At 63.0% G+C, this 14,018-nt stretch carries 15 protein-coding genes; 3 read left to right on the top strand and 12 right to left on the bottom strand.

Features of this window, described 5'->3' with window-relative positions:
- Positions 1-3 precede the first annotated feature (3 nt).
- From hutG to hutI, 3 genes are all read right to left on the bottom strand, one after another.
- Positions 4-807 (bottom strand): N-formylglutamate deformylase, encoded by an 804-nt coding sequence (hutG, locus tag AC07E3_RS05820; RefSeq protein ID WP_478360581.1) that lies wholly within the window; start codon positions 805-807, stop codon positions 4-6.
- Positions 808-976: 169 nt separating this feature from the next.
- The gene (gene hutH / locus AC07E3_RS05815) at positions 977-2,518 is read right to left on the bottom strand and encodes a histidine ammonia-lyase (protein ID WP_478360580.1); all 1,542 of its coding nucleotides are present in this window, start codon (positions 2,516-2,518) and stop codon (positions 977-979) included.
- Complete coding sequence (gene hutI, locus AC07E3_RS05810; RefSeq protein WP_478360579.1) at positions 2,515-3,723, bottom strand: imidazolonepropionase; 1,209 nt, start codon at positions 3,721-3,723, stop codon at positions 2,515-2,517. The genes hutH and hutI overlap by 4 nt, the downstream gene beginning before the upstream one ends.
- 121 nt (positions 3,724-3,844) lie before the next feature.
- On the opposite strand from hutI, the gene AC07E3_RS05805 reads away from it, so the two are divergent.
- From AC07E3_RS05805 to rpe, 3 genes are all read left to right on the top strand, one after another.
- Positions 3,845-5,215: a formimidoylglutamate deiminase gene (locus AC07E3_RS05805; RefSeq protein WP_478360578.1), complete on the top strand. Its 1,371-nt coding sequence runs from the start codon at positions 3,845-3,847 to the stop codon at positions 5,213-5,215.
- Positions 5,212-5,910 (top strand): GntR family transcriptional regulator, encoded by a 699-nt coding sequence (locus AC07E3_RS05800; RefSeq protein WP_007007065.1) that lies wholly within the window; start codon positions 5,212-5,214, stop codon positions 5,908-5,910. Before AC07E3_RS05805 ends, AC07E3_RS05800 begins: the two co-directional genes overlap by 4 nt.
- Positions 5,911-5,975: 65 nt before the next feature.
- Positions 5,976-6,647 (top strand): ribulose-phosphate 3-epimerase, encoded by a 672-nt coding sequence (gene rpe / locus AC07E3_RS05795; RefSeq protein WP_336070288.1) that lies wholly within the window; start codon positions 5,976-5,978, stop codon positions 6,645-6,647.
- Positions 6,648-6,722: 75 nt separating this feature from the next.
- Here the strand turns inward: rpe and pal are convergent, their stop codons facing one another.
- The 9 genes from pal to ruvC all read right to left on the bottom strand — a co-directional run bounded on the left by pal (position 6,723) and on the right by ruvC (position 14,006).
- Positions 6,723-7,226: a peptidoglycan-associated lipoprotein Pal gene (gene pal / locus AC07E3_RS05790; RefSeq protein WP_007007067.1), complete on the bottom strand. Its 504-nt coding sequence runs from the start codon at positions 7,224-7,226 to the stop codon at positions 6,723-6,725.
- Between the two features lie 182 nt (positions 7,227-7,408).
- A complete protein-coding gene (gene tolB / locus AC07E3_RS05785) occupies positions 7,409-8,716 on the bottom strand; it encodes a Tol-Pal system beta propeller repeat protein TolB (protein WP_336070286.1) in 1,308 nt (435 codons plus the stop codon).
- 70 nt (positions 8,717-8,786) lie between these two features.
- Complete coding sequence (locus AC07E3_RS05780; RefSeq protein ID WP_478360577.1) at positions 8,787-9,851, bottom strand: hypothetical protein; 1,065 nt, start codon at positions 9,849-9,851, stop codon at positions 8,787-8,789.
- A gap of 4 nt (positions 9,852-9,855) precedes the next feature.
- Positions 9,856-10,311, bottom strand: coding sequence for a protein TolR (gene tolR / locus AC07E3_RS05775; protein ID WP_336070282.1), 456 nt, complete (start codon positions 10,309-10,311; stop codon positions 9,856-9,858).
- Positions 10,312-10,320: 9 nt separating this feature from the next.
- Positions 10,321-11,034, bottom strand: coding sequence for a protein TolQ (gene tolQ / locus AC07E3_RS05770; RefSeq protein ID WP_065818145.1), 714 nt, complete (start codon positions 11,032-11,034; stop codon positions 10,321-10,323).
- 282 nt (positions 11,035-11,316) lie between these two features.
- The gene (gene ybgC / locus AC07E3_RS05765) at positions 11,317-11,784 is read right to left on the bottom strand and encodes a tol-pal system-associated acyl-CoA thioesterase (protein WP_478360576.1); all 468 of its coding nucleotides are present in this window, start codon (positions 11,782-11,784) and stop codon (positions 11,317-11,319) included.
- A complete protein-coding gene (ruvB, locus tag AC07E3_RS05760) occupies positions 11,781-12,827 on the bottom strand; it encodes a Holliday junction branch migration DNA helicase RuvB (RefSeq protein WP_007007073.1) in 1,047 nt (348 codons plus the stop codon). Before ruvB ends, ybgC begins: the two co-directional genes overlap by 4 nt.
- Before the next feature lie 46 nt (positions 12,828-12,873).
- Complete coding sequence (ruvA, locus tag AC07E3_RS05755) at positions 12,874-13,494, bottom strand: Holliday junction branch migration protein RuvA (RefSeq protein ID WP_229449886.1); 621 nt, start codon at positions 13,492-13,494, stop codon at positions 12,874-12,876.
- On the bottom strand, positions 13,491-14,006 hold the full coding sequence (ruvC, locus tag AC07E3_RS05750) for a crossover junction endodeoxyribonuclease RuvC (RefSeq protein ID WP_007007075.1): 516 nt from the start codon (positions 14,004-14,006) through the stop codon (positions 13,491-13,493). The genes ruvA and ruvC overlap by 4 nt, the downstream gene beginning before the upstream one ends.
- Between the last annotated feature and the right edge of the window lie 12 nt (positions 14,007-14,018).

Raw genomic sequence — 14,018 nt, 5'->3', positions numbered from 1 at the left:
GGTTCAGTTCCCCTTCAAGGATGGCGCGATCTCGGAAAGACGCGTCAGAATGGCTTTGAGATGCGGCCGCAGGCGCGCCGCCTTTTCTTCGTCATAGTCAAACGGAACGGCCTCGCTCGTCAGATGTGTCGCCTGCGCCAGTTCCATCTGGATCGCATGTTCTCCGCGTTCCGGTTTGCCGTAGTGCCGTGTGGTCCAGCCGCCGACAAAACGTCCATTGAGCACGCTCGTATAGCCGTCCGCCGCAGCACAAATCTCCGCCGTCAACCGCTCGATTTCCGCTGCGCAGGTCTTGCCGCGATTGGTGCCGATGTTGAAATCGGGAAGCTGCCCTTCGAACAGGAACGGGCAATGCGAGCGGATGGAATGGCAGTCATAGAGGATCGCCACGCCATGCAGCGCCTTCACCCGTGCGATCTCGGCCTCCAGCGCGGCATGATAGGGCGCGTGAAAGGCTTCAAGCCGCTCGGCGACATCCTTTGCAGTCGGCCCCTCTCCCTCGCGCCAGATCGGGCGATTGTCGAAGTCCGTCAGCGGCACGAGGCCGGTCGTGTTCTGCCCCGGATAAAGGCTCTCGCCGGAAGGGTCGCGATTGGCGTCGATCAGATAGCGATGAAAGGTCGCCCGCACGGTGGTCACACCATCGAGCAGACCGTCATAGAGCCGATGCACATGCCAGTCCGTATCGGTCAGAAGCCGGCCCTGTTCATTGAGCCGGGCCTTGACCGCATCCGGCACATAAGTGCCCGTGTGCGGCAGCCCCAGAATGACGGGCGAAGAGCCCTGATGCACTTCGACGGGGTTCATTCGCAAATCTCCAGTGTTGGCGTTCGCCCCTCACCCTTACCCTCTCCCCGCAGGCGGGGAGAGGGGGGCGTCAACGTTGCGGCCATAGTCCTTCTCCCCGCGAGCGGGGAGAAGGTGCCGGCAGGCGGATGAGGGGCAGTCGCCACATCCAAAAAAGACACGCTCCCGATCAAGGCTCACTCCTCAATTCAGGCAGAATGTTCTCGGGAATGCTGGCGTTCAGATCGCCGGAGCGCACGAGCGCGATGGCGTTTTCCAGATCGGGGGCCAGATAACGGTCTTCCTCCAGATCCGGCACCGCGCTACGGATCGCGGCATGCGCCTGTGCAAGCGCTGCACTCGTTTTCAGCGGCGCACGAAAATCCACGCCCTGCGCCGCCGTCACGGCTTCAATGCCGATAATGCCGTACAGGTTCTCCGTCATCGGAATAAGTCGCCGCGCGCCATGACAGGCCATCGACACATGGTCTTCCTGATTGGCGGAAGTGGGCGTCGAATCGACAGAGGCCGGATGCGACATCTGCTTGTTTTCCGACATCAGCGCAGCCGAGGTCACTTCGGCAATCATCAGGCCGGAATTCAGGCCCGGCTTCTTCGCCAGAAACGCCGGCAGGCCAAACGACAGCGCCGGATCGACCAGAAGCGCAATGCGCCGCTGCGCAATCGCACCGATCTCGCAGATGGCAAGCGCGATCTGATCGGCGGCAAGCGCCACCGGCTCGGCGTGGAAATTGCCGCCCGAAACCACGGTCCCATCCGACAGCACCAAAGGATTGTCGGTCACGGCATTGGCTTCGATGGTCAGCGTGCGCGCCGCCTGGCGCAGAAGATCGAGACACGCGCCATCCACCTGCGGCTGGCAGCGAATGCAATACGGGTCCTGCACCCGCTCGTCACCTTCCAGATGGCTCTCGCGGATCTGCGACCCTTCGAGCAGCGCCCACAGTGCCGCCGCCGTGTCGATCTGCCCCTGATGGCCGCGAAGCGTATGAATTTCGGGATGGAATGGCGCGGAAGACCCCATTGCCGCATCGGTCGAAAGCGCCCCGGTGATGAGCGCGGACCGCGCCGCGCGATGCGCCCGGAACAGACCGGTCAGCGCCAGCGCGGTCGAAACCTGCGTGCCGTTGATCAGCGCCAGCCCTTCCTTGGCCTTCAGCACGACCGGCGTAAGCCCGGCCCTGCGCAGCGCCTCACCGCCGTAAAGCCGCTCACCGTCGAAGACGGCCTCCCCCTCGCCCATCATGGCAGCCGCCATATGCGCGAGCGGCGCCAGATCGCCGGATGCGCCGACCGAGCCCTTTTCGGGGATCACCGGCACGACACCGCGCGCCAGCATTTCCTCGATCAGCTTGACCACCTCCATGCGCACGCCGGATGCGCCACGGCCCAGCGAGAGCAGTTTCAACGACATGATCAGCCGCACGATGGCTTCGTCAAGCGGTGCGCCAACGCCGCAGCAATGCGAGAGAATGAGATTGCGCTGCAGTGTCTCCACATCCTGCGGCGGGATGCTCACACTGGCGAGCTTTCCAAAGCCGGTGTTGACGCCATAGATCGCTTCATTGCCGCGAGCGATCTGATCGATGCGCGCAGCAGCCGCCTCGATGCCGGGATAGCAGGCCGAATCGACGCGCACGGCAACGCCATCACGCCAGATACGCTCCAGATCCTGGATCGTGACCGCACCGGGGGTCAGAACAAGCGTCATGCGAAGTCTCCTGCAATGCGGCGATGGAGCGGATTGAAGCCTATGCGATAGGCAAGCTCGGCTGGATGCTCCACGTCCCAGATGGCGATCTCGGCGCGCTTGCCGGCCTCGATGGTGCCGATCTCACCGGCCAGCCCGAGCGCCCGCGCGCCTTCGCGCGTGGCACCGGCCAGCGCCTCTTCGGGCGTCATGCGGAACAGCGTGCAGGCCATGTTCACGGTCAGAAGGAGCGAGGCAAGCGGCGACGACCCCGGATTGCAGTCGGTCGCGACCGCAATGCGCACCCCATGTTTGCGCAGCGCCGCAAGAGGCGGATACTGCGTCTCGCGCAGCGTGTAGAACGCGCCCGGCAGGAGAACGGCCACCGTTCCTGAAACGGCCATCGCCGCAACGCCTTCCTCGTCCAGATATTCGAGATGATCGGCCGAAAGCGCGCCGTAGGAGGCCGCCATCTTCGCGCCACCCAGATTGGAAAGCTGCTCTGCATGCAGTTTTACCGGCAGGCCGAGTTCGCGCGCCCTGTCGAACACGCGCGCCATCTGCGCCGGCGAGAAGGCAATGCCCTCGCAGAACCCGTCAACCGCATCGGCCAGACCTTCGGCATGGGCAGCGTCCATGCCCGGCAGCACCACCGCGTCGATATAGGCGTCTTCGCGCCCGCGATATTCGGCTGGAACCGCATGGGCGGCGAGATAGCTCGTCCTGATCCGCACGGGCCGCAGATCAGCCAGACGGCGCGCGGCGCGCAGCATCTTCAGCTCGTCCTCGACGGTCAGCCCATAACCGGATTTGACCTCCACCGTCGCAACGCCTTCTGCAAGAAGCGCATCGAGCCGCTTCAGCGCGTCTTCGACCAGCGCATCTTCGTCCAGGCCACGCGTTGCAGAAACGGTCGAAACGATGCCGCCACCGGCCCGCGCCACTTCCTCGTAGCTCGCGCCTTCAAGCCGCATCTCGAATTCCCTGGCGCGATTGCCACCAAAAACCAGATGCGTGTGACAGTCCACCAGCGCCGGCGTCGCGAGCCGACCGCCAAAGTCGGTTCGTTCCCAGTCGGCAAACGTGTCCGGAATGGCGCTCAGCATGCCCGACCAGACGATTTCGCCATTTTCAATGGCGATGCCGGCATCCTCAACGAGCCCGTAGGGCACAGCGCCCTCACACATGCTTGCCAACCGGATACCGCTGATGACACTCTGCTTCATGACAGGAAGTTTCCTCCACCCCCCTGCGGGACATATTTGCAGGGCATATTGCCTAACCGCGCTTTTTTGTCTAGTGTTATTCATATATGTATAGACATAATTAAATCAGGAACAGCACTCCATGCAAGCCATTTTTGCGCAGAATGCCCTCACGCCAGGCGGTTGGCAAAAAGATGTGCTTGTAAAGCTCGACGGTTCCGGCCGCATCGACAGCGTCGCCTCCAACACGCAGCCGGAGAATGACAGGACGGTGCGCGTGCCGGTCCTTCTGCCGGCCATGTCCAACCTGCACAGCCACACCTTTCAGCGTGCCATGGCAGGCCTTGCCGAACGGCGCGGTCCGGCCGGGCGCGACAGTTTCTGGACCTGGCGCGAAATCATGTATCGCTTCCTCGACCTGCTATCACCGGACGACCTGGAAGCCGTCGCCGCATTCGCCTTCATGGAGATGCAGGAAGCCGGCTTTGCGGCCGTCGCCGAATTTCATTATGTCCACCACCAGCCGGGCGGCGCTCCCTATGGCGATGTCGGCGAATTGTCCGCCCGCATTGCCAGCGCTGCGGAACAGACCGGCATCGGCCTCACGCTCCTGCCCGTCCTCTATCGCCATGGTGGTGTCGATCAGCGCCCGCTTCAGGGCGGTCAGAAGCGGTTTGGCAACGATCTCGACCGATACCAGAAGCTGCTTTCGCGCGCCGAAGAATGCGTGGCCAATCTGTCCGCCGACGCGCACCTGGGTGTCGCACCGCATTCCCTCCGCGCCGTCAGTCTCGATGACCTCCGCGAAACACAGGCCATGCACCCCCGAGGCCCGCTCCACATGCACATTGCCGAGCAATTGCCTGAGATCGACGAAGTGCGCGCAGCCTACGGTCGGCGCCCGGTGGAATGGCTGCTCGACAATTGCCGCGTGGACGAACGCTGGTGCCTTATCCATTGCACCCACATGACAGACGAGGAAACCGCCAATCTGGCCGAGACCGGCGCCGTTGCCGGCCTTTGTCCGGTCACCGAAGCCAATCTCGGTGACGGCATTTTCAACGGCCCTCAGTACCGGAATGCCGGTGGCACACTCGGAATCGGCTCCGATTCCAATATCCGCATCACGGTCGCAGAAGAGTTGCGCCAGCTCGAATACTCCCAGCGCCTGCGCGATACTGCCCGCGTGGTTCTGGCCGCGCACGGTCAGTCCTGCGGGCGCACGCTCTATGACGCTGCCCTTGCCGGAGGCGCAAAGGCGCTTGGTCGCAGGTCCGGTGCCATCCAACCCGGACACTGGGCCGATATGGTCGCCATTGACCAAACTGAATTCGCAGGCGCAGCATACGACGATGGCCCATTGGACGCATGGCTCTTTACCGGCGACAATGGAGCCGTACAGGATGTCTGGTCTGCGGGACGCCATTGTGTCCGCGAAGGCCGTCATATCGAACGTGAAACGATCGCGGCGCGCTACGCGCAAACGATCCGGAAACTGGTGGAGCATCTGTGACCAGCCAACGCGCCTCATTCCGCACAATCCGCGACGAGCTCTCCCGCCGTATCGCCGAGAGAATCTGGCTGCCGGGAACGCTCATACCCGGCGAGGAGGCGCTGGCGGAGGAGTTCGGCGCCGCCCGTGCCACGGTCAACCGCGCCCTGCAGGAGCTGGCCCGTGCCGGCATCCTCGAGCGCAAGCGCCGCGCCGGCACACGGGTCGCGCTTCATCCCGTGCGTGAGGCCCGCTTCGTCATTCCGCGCATCCGCCAGGAAATCGAAGGGCGGGGCTCCGAATACCAGTATCGCCTTCTGAGTGCTGAAGAGACCGACGCGCCGGAAGTCATCTGCGCGCGTCTCAGCCTGCTCTCGAAATCAGGCATGCTGCATGTGCGCTGCCTGCATCTGGCAGACCGCGTGCCGTATCAGTATGAAGACCGCTGGATCAACCTGAACACCGTTCCCGACGCGCGCAGGGCCGACTTCAAATCGATGGGTCCGAACGAATGGCTCGTCGGGCACGCCCCGTTCTCCAATGCGGAGTTTACGTTCATGGCGGGTGCCGCCAGCGCCGACGAAGCCTCGCTACTGCAGGTCCGCGAAGGCGATCCGGTCTTCATCGGCGAGCGCATCACCTGGATGAAGGGTCAGCCGATCACGCTTGCTCACCTCGTCCACCCATCCTCGCATCGGATGGTGACACATCTGTGAGGCACCTCGACAAGCCGGGGTGGAGGCGTTAGGGCAGGCCAGTCTCATCATTCCGGGAAACCGCCATGACCGCGCGCAACACGCTCATCGCCCCTTCCATTCTCGCTTCGGATTTCTCGCGCCTTGGCGAGGAAGTCGAAACCGTCGCCAAAGCAGGCGCTGACTGGATCCACCTCGATGTGATGGATGGCCATTTCGTGCCCAACATCACCTTCGGCCCGCCCGTCATCAAGGCAATCCGCGACCGCACCGACAAGGTGTTCGACTGCCACCTGATGATCACCCCGGCCGATCCCTATCTCGCAGCCTTCGCCGAAGCCGGCTGCGACATCATCACCGTTCACGCCGAAGCCGGTCCGCATCTCCACCGGTCGCTGCAGACCATTCGCAATCTCGGCAGGAAAGCCGGCGTCTCGCTCAATCCGTCCACGCCTGAAAGCGTCATCGAATATGTGCTCGACGAGCTCGACCTCGTACTTCTGATGACCGTCAATCCGGGCTTCGGCGGACAGGCCTTCATCCCGTCCGTGGTCGAGAAGGTGCGCCGCATCAAGGCGATGATCGGCGACCGGCCCATCGATATCGAGATCGATGGCGGCGTCTCGCCCACCAATGCCGGTGCGTTGACCGCCGCTGGCGCCAATGTCCTCGTCGCCGGTTCCGCCGTCTTCAAGGGCGAAGGCAAAGAAGCCTATGCGAAAAACATCGCGGCGATCCGCGACGCCGCGAACGGCTGACAGCTCGATCTGTCGCAATAAAAAAGCCGCGCGGACAAGGTCCGGCGCGGCTTTTGTCGTTTCAGGCGTAAGCGCTTAGCTGCTGCCGCCGTTCAGCACCGTGACAGCACGGCGGTTCTGCGACCAGCAGGAGATGTCGTCGCAGGTCGCGACCGGACGCTCCTTGCCGTAGGAGATGGTGCGAATTCGGTTGGCAGCAACGCCGCGTGCTACCAGGAAATCGCGCGCAGAAGCCGCGCGGCGCGCACCGAGCGCGAGGTTGTACTCACGGGTGCCGCGCTCGTCCGCATGGCCTTCGACGGTGATCGAATAGCTGGTGTACTTGTTCAGCCACTGCGCCTGGCGCGTCAGCACCTGCTGCGCATCGGCGCGGATCACCGACGAATCGAGATCGAAGAAAATCCGGTCGCCCACGCTGACGGTGAACTCCTGCTGCGATCCGGGAGGACCTCCGGCACCGCCAAGGCCGATATCAGCAGCATTGTTGGGAACCTGCTTGTTAGCGCAACCGGCCAGGGCAAGGGCCGCCACCAGGGCGATGCCAACCGGGTTTTTGGCGATAGCTGCAATCGACAGCATTGCCACCTCTCCTTCAGATTAGAGATATTTTGTTCAACGATCAGTAACCACGTTGCCGTTAAGGACCCCTCAAGAAACGCGGTTAACAAACCCCTACCGGTGCAAATCAGAACCGTTATTTCGCGCAAACTAGCTTAAAATACGGCGGAAACGCGGCGAATCCGGCAGAAGCCGCCGCAATCCTATTCCAGCAGCGGCGACCAGGCCGGGTCCGAACCATAGTTCGCGGTCGGAATTTTCTGCTCGTTGCGGCCCGTCAGGTCGATCGAATAGAGCTGCGGTCCGGCCGAGCCAGCCGGCTGGCGGAAGAACATGACCACACGACCGTTCGGCGCCCAGGTCGGTCCCTCCTGCAGGAACCCCGACGAAAGGATACGCTCGCCGGAGCCATCCGTGCGCATGACGCCGATCTGAAACTCACCACGGGTCTGCTTGGTGAAGGCGATCAGGTCGCCGCGCGGCGACCAGACCGGCGTCGAATAGGTGCCGTCACCGAAGGAGATACGCTTCGGGTCACCGCCGCTGGCGCTCATCACATAGATCTGCGCACGCCCGCCACGGTCGGAGGTGAACACGATCTGCGACCCGTCCGGCGAATAGGAAGGCGATGTGTCGATGGCATTGGAGGTCGTCAGACGCGTCGTGTTGCGGCTTCTCAGATCCATCGCAAAGATGTTCGAATTGCCGTCGTCGCGCAAAAGGCTCATCACGATCTGCTGACCATTGGGCGAGAAGCGCGGCGCAAAGGTCATGCCGGGGAAATTGCCGACAAGCTCGCGCTGGCCGGTCTCAAGCTGCAGAAGATAAACCTGCGGCTGCCCCCCCTCATAGGACATGTAGGTGATTTCCTGGCGCGTCGGCGAGAAACGCGGGGTCAGCACGATGGAGCGCCCGTCGGTCAGGAAGCGCTGGTTCGCCCCGTCCTGATCCATGATCGCAAGCCGCTTCACACGGTTGTTGCGCGGACCCGACTCGTCGACATACACGATGCGCGTATCAAAATACCCGGTTTCGCCGGTCAGCCGCTGGTAGATCGCATCGGCAATGATGTGCGCCACGCGCCGCCATTTGTCCTTGCTGGTGAAGAACTGCTCGCCGATGAGCTGCTGGCCCGCATAGGTGTCCCAAAGCCGGAATTCGGCCCGCAACCGCCCGTCGGGGGTCTCGGAGACCTTGCCGGTGACCAGTGCCTGCGCATTGATCACCGTCCAGTCCTGAAAGCGCGGTGCCGCATCCGGATTGGAAATCTTCTCGATGAATGCGCCCTTCTCAATGGGCGCGAAAAGACCGGAACGCCGCAGGTCGGCTTCGACGACGCTGGCGATCTCCGCCCCTTTGCCATCCGCGGAGATAAACTCCGTGATCGCGATGGGCAGCGGTTCCACCACACCCTTGTTGATGTCGATCTCGACCACTGCCCGTGCCGGCAGCACCGCAACGCCAAGCCCGGCGACCAGCGTCGCGATCAGGAAGGTCGCTCTCATGATCATCTGCATTTGCTCCTGCCTCTCCCGCTTTGGTTAGGCTCAAGCCCCCATCGCCTCGTGGATGGTGCTCTGGTTAAAACATGTCGCTTGGATCGAAGTGGACGATGACTTCGGACCAGGTATCGTATTTCGCTGCCGGCAGATTGTAGGGCGCGCATTGCAGAACGGCGCGCCGCGCGGATTCCGCTGCCGCTCGTTCAACCATGTTCCCGTTGCCGCCGGCAATAATGCGCGGGCTGCCCTCGATGTTCCCGCTTGGGTCGAGCCTCATCTGGACGGAGACTTTCAGGTTCTCGGCATCCAGCGCACCGGCGGGCACGTTCCAGCAGCGCTGGATCTGGCCACGCAGCGCATCCATTTCACTCTGTGAAAGCTTCTCGCCCGGCGTGCTGCGGCTGCCGCCAAGCGATGCCTGTTCCTGAGAGCGCTTTGCGCCGCCACCAGACGCCTTGTCCTTGTTCAGGAGCGCGGCCACCTCGTCGAACAGCTCGTCGGAATTCTGCGATTTCGGCTTCGAAGCGGTCTTCTGCGCCGGCTTGTCCGCATCCTTCCGTTCAGGCGCCTTGGCCGTGCTCGCCTTCGGCGGCTGTGGCCGCGACTGCGGCACAGGCGCGCTGTTGGGCAGCGCAACGCTCTCGGTCGCTTCGGGTGCTTCCGCCACCACCGTCTCTTCAGGAGCGGGGTCCGGCTTCACCTCCTGCTTGGGCTGTGGCTCTGGCCGCACTTCCGTCGCAGGCACCGGGGTCGGCTCGGCCGCCGCCTGCTGCTGCTCGGGTTCGGGCTTCGGTTCCGGCTTGGGGGTGGGTTTGGGCGCCGGCGGCGGCTCCGCCGTCTTCTCCACCTCGCGGTTGCGCGGTTCAGGCGTCGGCGGCGTTTTCAGGTCGACATCATTGTCACCGGTGTTCTGCGCGTTCTCCACCGGATCCGGACGCTTGGTCGGCGTCGGCGCCGTTTTCTCGGAGAGAGCCGCCTTCTTGTCGCCCTCCTGCACCTGCGTCATCGATTCAATCGGGATGATGTCGACGGGCAGCGCTTCGACATCCGCCACCTCGAAGGCGCGCGGCGCCGACAGCGAGAACAGGCCGAACCCCAGCAACGCCACATGCATGGTCACCGATGTAACGAGACCCGCCTTCATTTGGTCAATTGCCTTCTTCCTGCAGAGTGACCAGGCCGAGATTGCGATATCCGGCCGCCGAAATGCGTGCCATCACCTGCATCACAGTGCCGTAATCAGCCGCGCGATCGCCGCGCACATAGATGCGCTCGTCATAGCCCGAGCGCGCGATCGCCTGCAGCTTCGGCACCACTTCTTCAATCGGCACCTCTGTCTCCTGCAGATAGATCTGGCCCTCATTGTTGACCGAAACCGTGATCGGCTGCGTCTCGGAGTTCAGTGCCTTGGCCTGTGTTTCGGGAAGATCGATCGGCACGCCGACCGTCAGAAGCGGCGCCGCCACCATGAAAATGATGAGCAGCACCAGCATCACGTCCACGAAAGGCGTCACATTGATCTCGGAGATCAGGCCCGTGCGAGAGCCGCGACGGCCACGCCGCCGTCCGTTTCTTCCGCCCGCCGAACCGACTGACATACCCATTGCGTTCTCCTAAGCCGCCTTGGCGGCGACCTTCTCGTCGATCTGACGGGACAGGATGGTCGAAAACTCGTCCGCAAAGCCTTCCATCCGTCCGGCGAGCTTGCCCGCGTCGGATGACAGCTTGTTGTAGGCGATAACGGCGGGGATGGCGGCCAGAAGACCGATGGCCGTGGCCAGCAGCGCCTCGGCGATACCAGGTGCCACAACCGCCAGGTTGGTGGATTTGGAACCGGCAATCGCCTGGAACGAGGTCATGATGCCGACCACCGTGCCAAACAGGCCGATGAATGGGGCCGCCGAGCCGATGGAAGCAAGGAAGCCGAGCCGGCTCTCAAGCCGCTCCATCTCGCGCGTCAGCGCCAGGTCCATCGCCTTGTCGATGCGCGTCTGCAGGCCGATGGGCGAGCGCGCACCTTTCTCAAAACTCTTCTTCCACTCGCGCATGGCGGCCACGAAGATCGAGCCCATACCGGTGGTCTTGCGCTCCGAAAGCGCACGGTAAAGCTCCTCAAGCGACTGGCCCGACCAGAAGGTCTTTTCGAAACGATTGAGGGCCGTGCGCATGCGGGCATAGGCAATCAGCTTGTCAACGATGATCGCCCAGGTCCAGACCGATGCGACAAGCAGGCCGATCATGACCAGCTTGACCACCCAGCCTGCCTGCCAGAACAAAGCCCAGATCGACAACTCCCCACCCGGTGCGGCGAGCGTAACACTTTCCATGGATCAACATCCTCTTAAGATCAGGGCGGCGTACATCTCGGTCTCGGCCGCGCCCCTGCTTGCGTGCCGTTGCCTGCGTCCGATCCGAGGCGTCCCCGCAAGATGCTTCAACGCCCCTTTATCCGGTAAATTTTGGTGAAAGGAAGGCGCACGGATTCGCTACGGATTTCATGGTTTTCTTCATGAACCGTTATGGTTAATTAAGCGTTAGGAAATAGGACCGCGACCAGGGATTCCGCATGGAATCAGTGCTGGGTGCACAAAAGCACCCACCGATGTGGTTCATGCCCCCTTTGGCTTGAAGGCGGCGATCCACTCTTTCGGAAACCGCCGCGGTCGTCCAGACGCGCCAATGATCGCCGCTTCGACTTTCGCCTCCACCAGCACGTTCTCGCCGCGCAGCAGCCGTTGCGCCATTTGAATGCGCGCTCCCGATATCGCCTCTGTGCGTGTCTCCACCGTCACGATATCGTCCACCCGGGCTGGCCGGCGAAAATCGATCTCCATCCGCCGCACCACCCAGGAAAGCACCTCGCCATGCTTCCCATCGGCCAGTTCCGTGTGATGCACACCGGCAAGCCGCAGGAAATCCGAGCGTCCCCGCTCCAGAAACTCCAGATAGCGGGCATGATAGACAACGCCGGTAAAATCCGTATCTGCGAAATAGACCCGCGCCACGAGCCGATGCCCGAAATCGGTCAGCTCACCCGAAAGCCCAACCGTCAGGTCTTCGCCTGCGACGGTGTTCATTCCCCGTCCCCCTGCTGAAACAGGCTGATCTGCGCTTCCGCCAGCTCCTTCGGCGGCTGCAGCCCCATGTGGCGCCACGCCCTGGCGGCGAGCACGCGCCCGCGCGGGGTGCGCTGGATGAAGCCCTGCTGGATCAGATAGGGCTCGATGATGTCCTCGATGGCATCGCGCGGTTCAGAAAGTGCCGCCGCTATCGTCTCGATGCCCACCGGCCCACCGCCGAAATTCTCCACAATCATGGTGAGGTAGCGCCGGTCGAGCTGATCGAGGCCAAGCGCATCCACCTCCAGCCGCGAAAGCGCCTCGTCGGCCACCTTGCGCGTCACCTCGCTCGCGCCCGCCACAGTGGCGAAATCCCGCACCCGGCGCAAAAGACGCCCGGCAATGCGCGGCGTGCCCCGCGCCCGGCGTGCGATCTCCTCTGCTCCGTCATTCGCAAGCGGCAGCCCGAGAATGCGCGAACCGCGCGTAACGATCGATTGCAGTTCATCGACCGTATAGAAATCGAGCCGCACGGGAATGCCGAAACGGTCGCGCAGCGGCGTCGTCAGAAGGCCAAGCCGCGTCGTCGCCGCCACCAGCGTGAACTTGGCAAGGTCGATCTTCACCGAACGCGCGGCCGGCCCCTCGCCAATAATCAGGTCGAGCTGAAAATCCTCCATAGCCGGATAGAGAATTTCTTCCACCGCCGGATTCAGCCGGTGAATTTCATCGATAAAGAGCACGTCGCGCTCTTCGAGATTGGTTAAAAGCGCTGCCAGATCACCCGCCTTGGCGATCACAGGACCGGAGGTGGAACGGAAATTCACGCCCAGTTCGCGCGCCATGATCTGCGCCAGCGTGGTCTTGCCAAGGCCGGGCGGCCCAACAAACAGCACATGGTCCAGCGCCTCGCCGCGTCCGCGCGCCGCCTCGATGAAAACCTTCAGATTGGCGCGCGCCGCTTTCTGCCCGACGAAATCGTCCAGCGACTGCGGACGCATCGTCGAGTCCAGGTCCTCACCGCGCTTGTCGGCTGCAATCAGCCTGTCGCCATCCGTCATCCGCAGGTTTCCATTTCATAACCACACAGGGCGCACATGGCCCTGACTAACGCGCAAGTTCCTTCAGGCCAAGCCTGATCAGCGTGCCGGCATCCGCGCCCTCGCCCGCTGCCTTCATTGCGGCAGCGACGGCATTCGCCGCGACATCGCGCGAATAGCCGAGATTGGAGAGGGCCGAAACGGCATCGGCGACCGGCGCAGGTGCTGCGCCCTCACCCAGTTCCTGCTTCAGGCCGATCGTGCCGGTCGCTTCGCCAGCATAGGCCGGCGCCTTGCTCTTCAGTTCGGTCACGATCCGCTCGGCAACCTTCTTGCCCACGCCCGGCGCGCGCGCCACGGTGGCCGCATCCTTGAGCGCAATCGCATTGGCCAGTTCCGAAGCCGAAAGTGTCGAAAGCACCGAAAGCGCCACCTTGGCCCCCACGCCCTGCACATTGTTCTGCAAAAGGCGAAACCATTCGCGCTCCAGCGCGGTGCGAAAGCCATAGAGCCGGATCATGTCTTCGCGCACATAGGTCTCGATGAACAGCGTCACAGCGGTCCCCTCGCCGTCGAGCGCCGCCAGCGTCCGCGCCGGACAATAGGCGACATACCCGACGCCCCCCACATCTATGATGCAGTGGTCTTCGGCGATCTCGTCGATGATGCCCTTGAGTTTACCGATCATTTGAGTGCTTCCATGGCCAGTCGCGAGGTGGCGGATTGCCTGTGATGGGCATGACAGATGGCGATGGCAATCGCATCCGCCGCGTCATCCGTGTCAAACCGCGCCTTCGGCATGAGCACCTTCACCATCATGTGAATCTGCTTCTTGTCTCCGTGGCCGACCCCGATCACGGTTTTCTTCACCGCATTGGGCGCATATTCGGCCACCGGCAGACCGGCCCGCGCCGGCACAAGCATGGCGATGCCCCGGGCCTGGCCGAGCTTCAGCGTTGCCGAGGCATCCTTGTTGACGAAGGTCGCCTCCACAGCCGCTTCATCCGGTCGATGGTCATGCAGAATGGCATCGAGCCCGTCATGCAGCTGGCACAGTCTGGAGGCCAGATCGGCCTTGCCGTCGGACGTCACGGTGCCAGCGCCCACAAAGCGCAGGGAGTTGCCCTGTGCATCGATGATGGCCCAGCCTGTGCGCCGGAGTCCCGGGTCGATGCCGAGAATGCGAATCGGTGTGTTCATGGCACTAACATA

The sequence above is a fragment of the Nitratireductor lacus genome, from assembly GCF_056431025.1.
The sequence above is the reverse complement of the archived record's forward strand: the minus strand, read 5'-3'. Positions and strand labels throughout refer to the sequence as shown.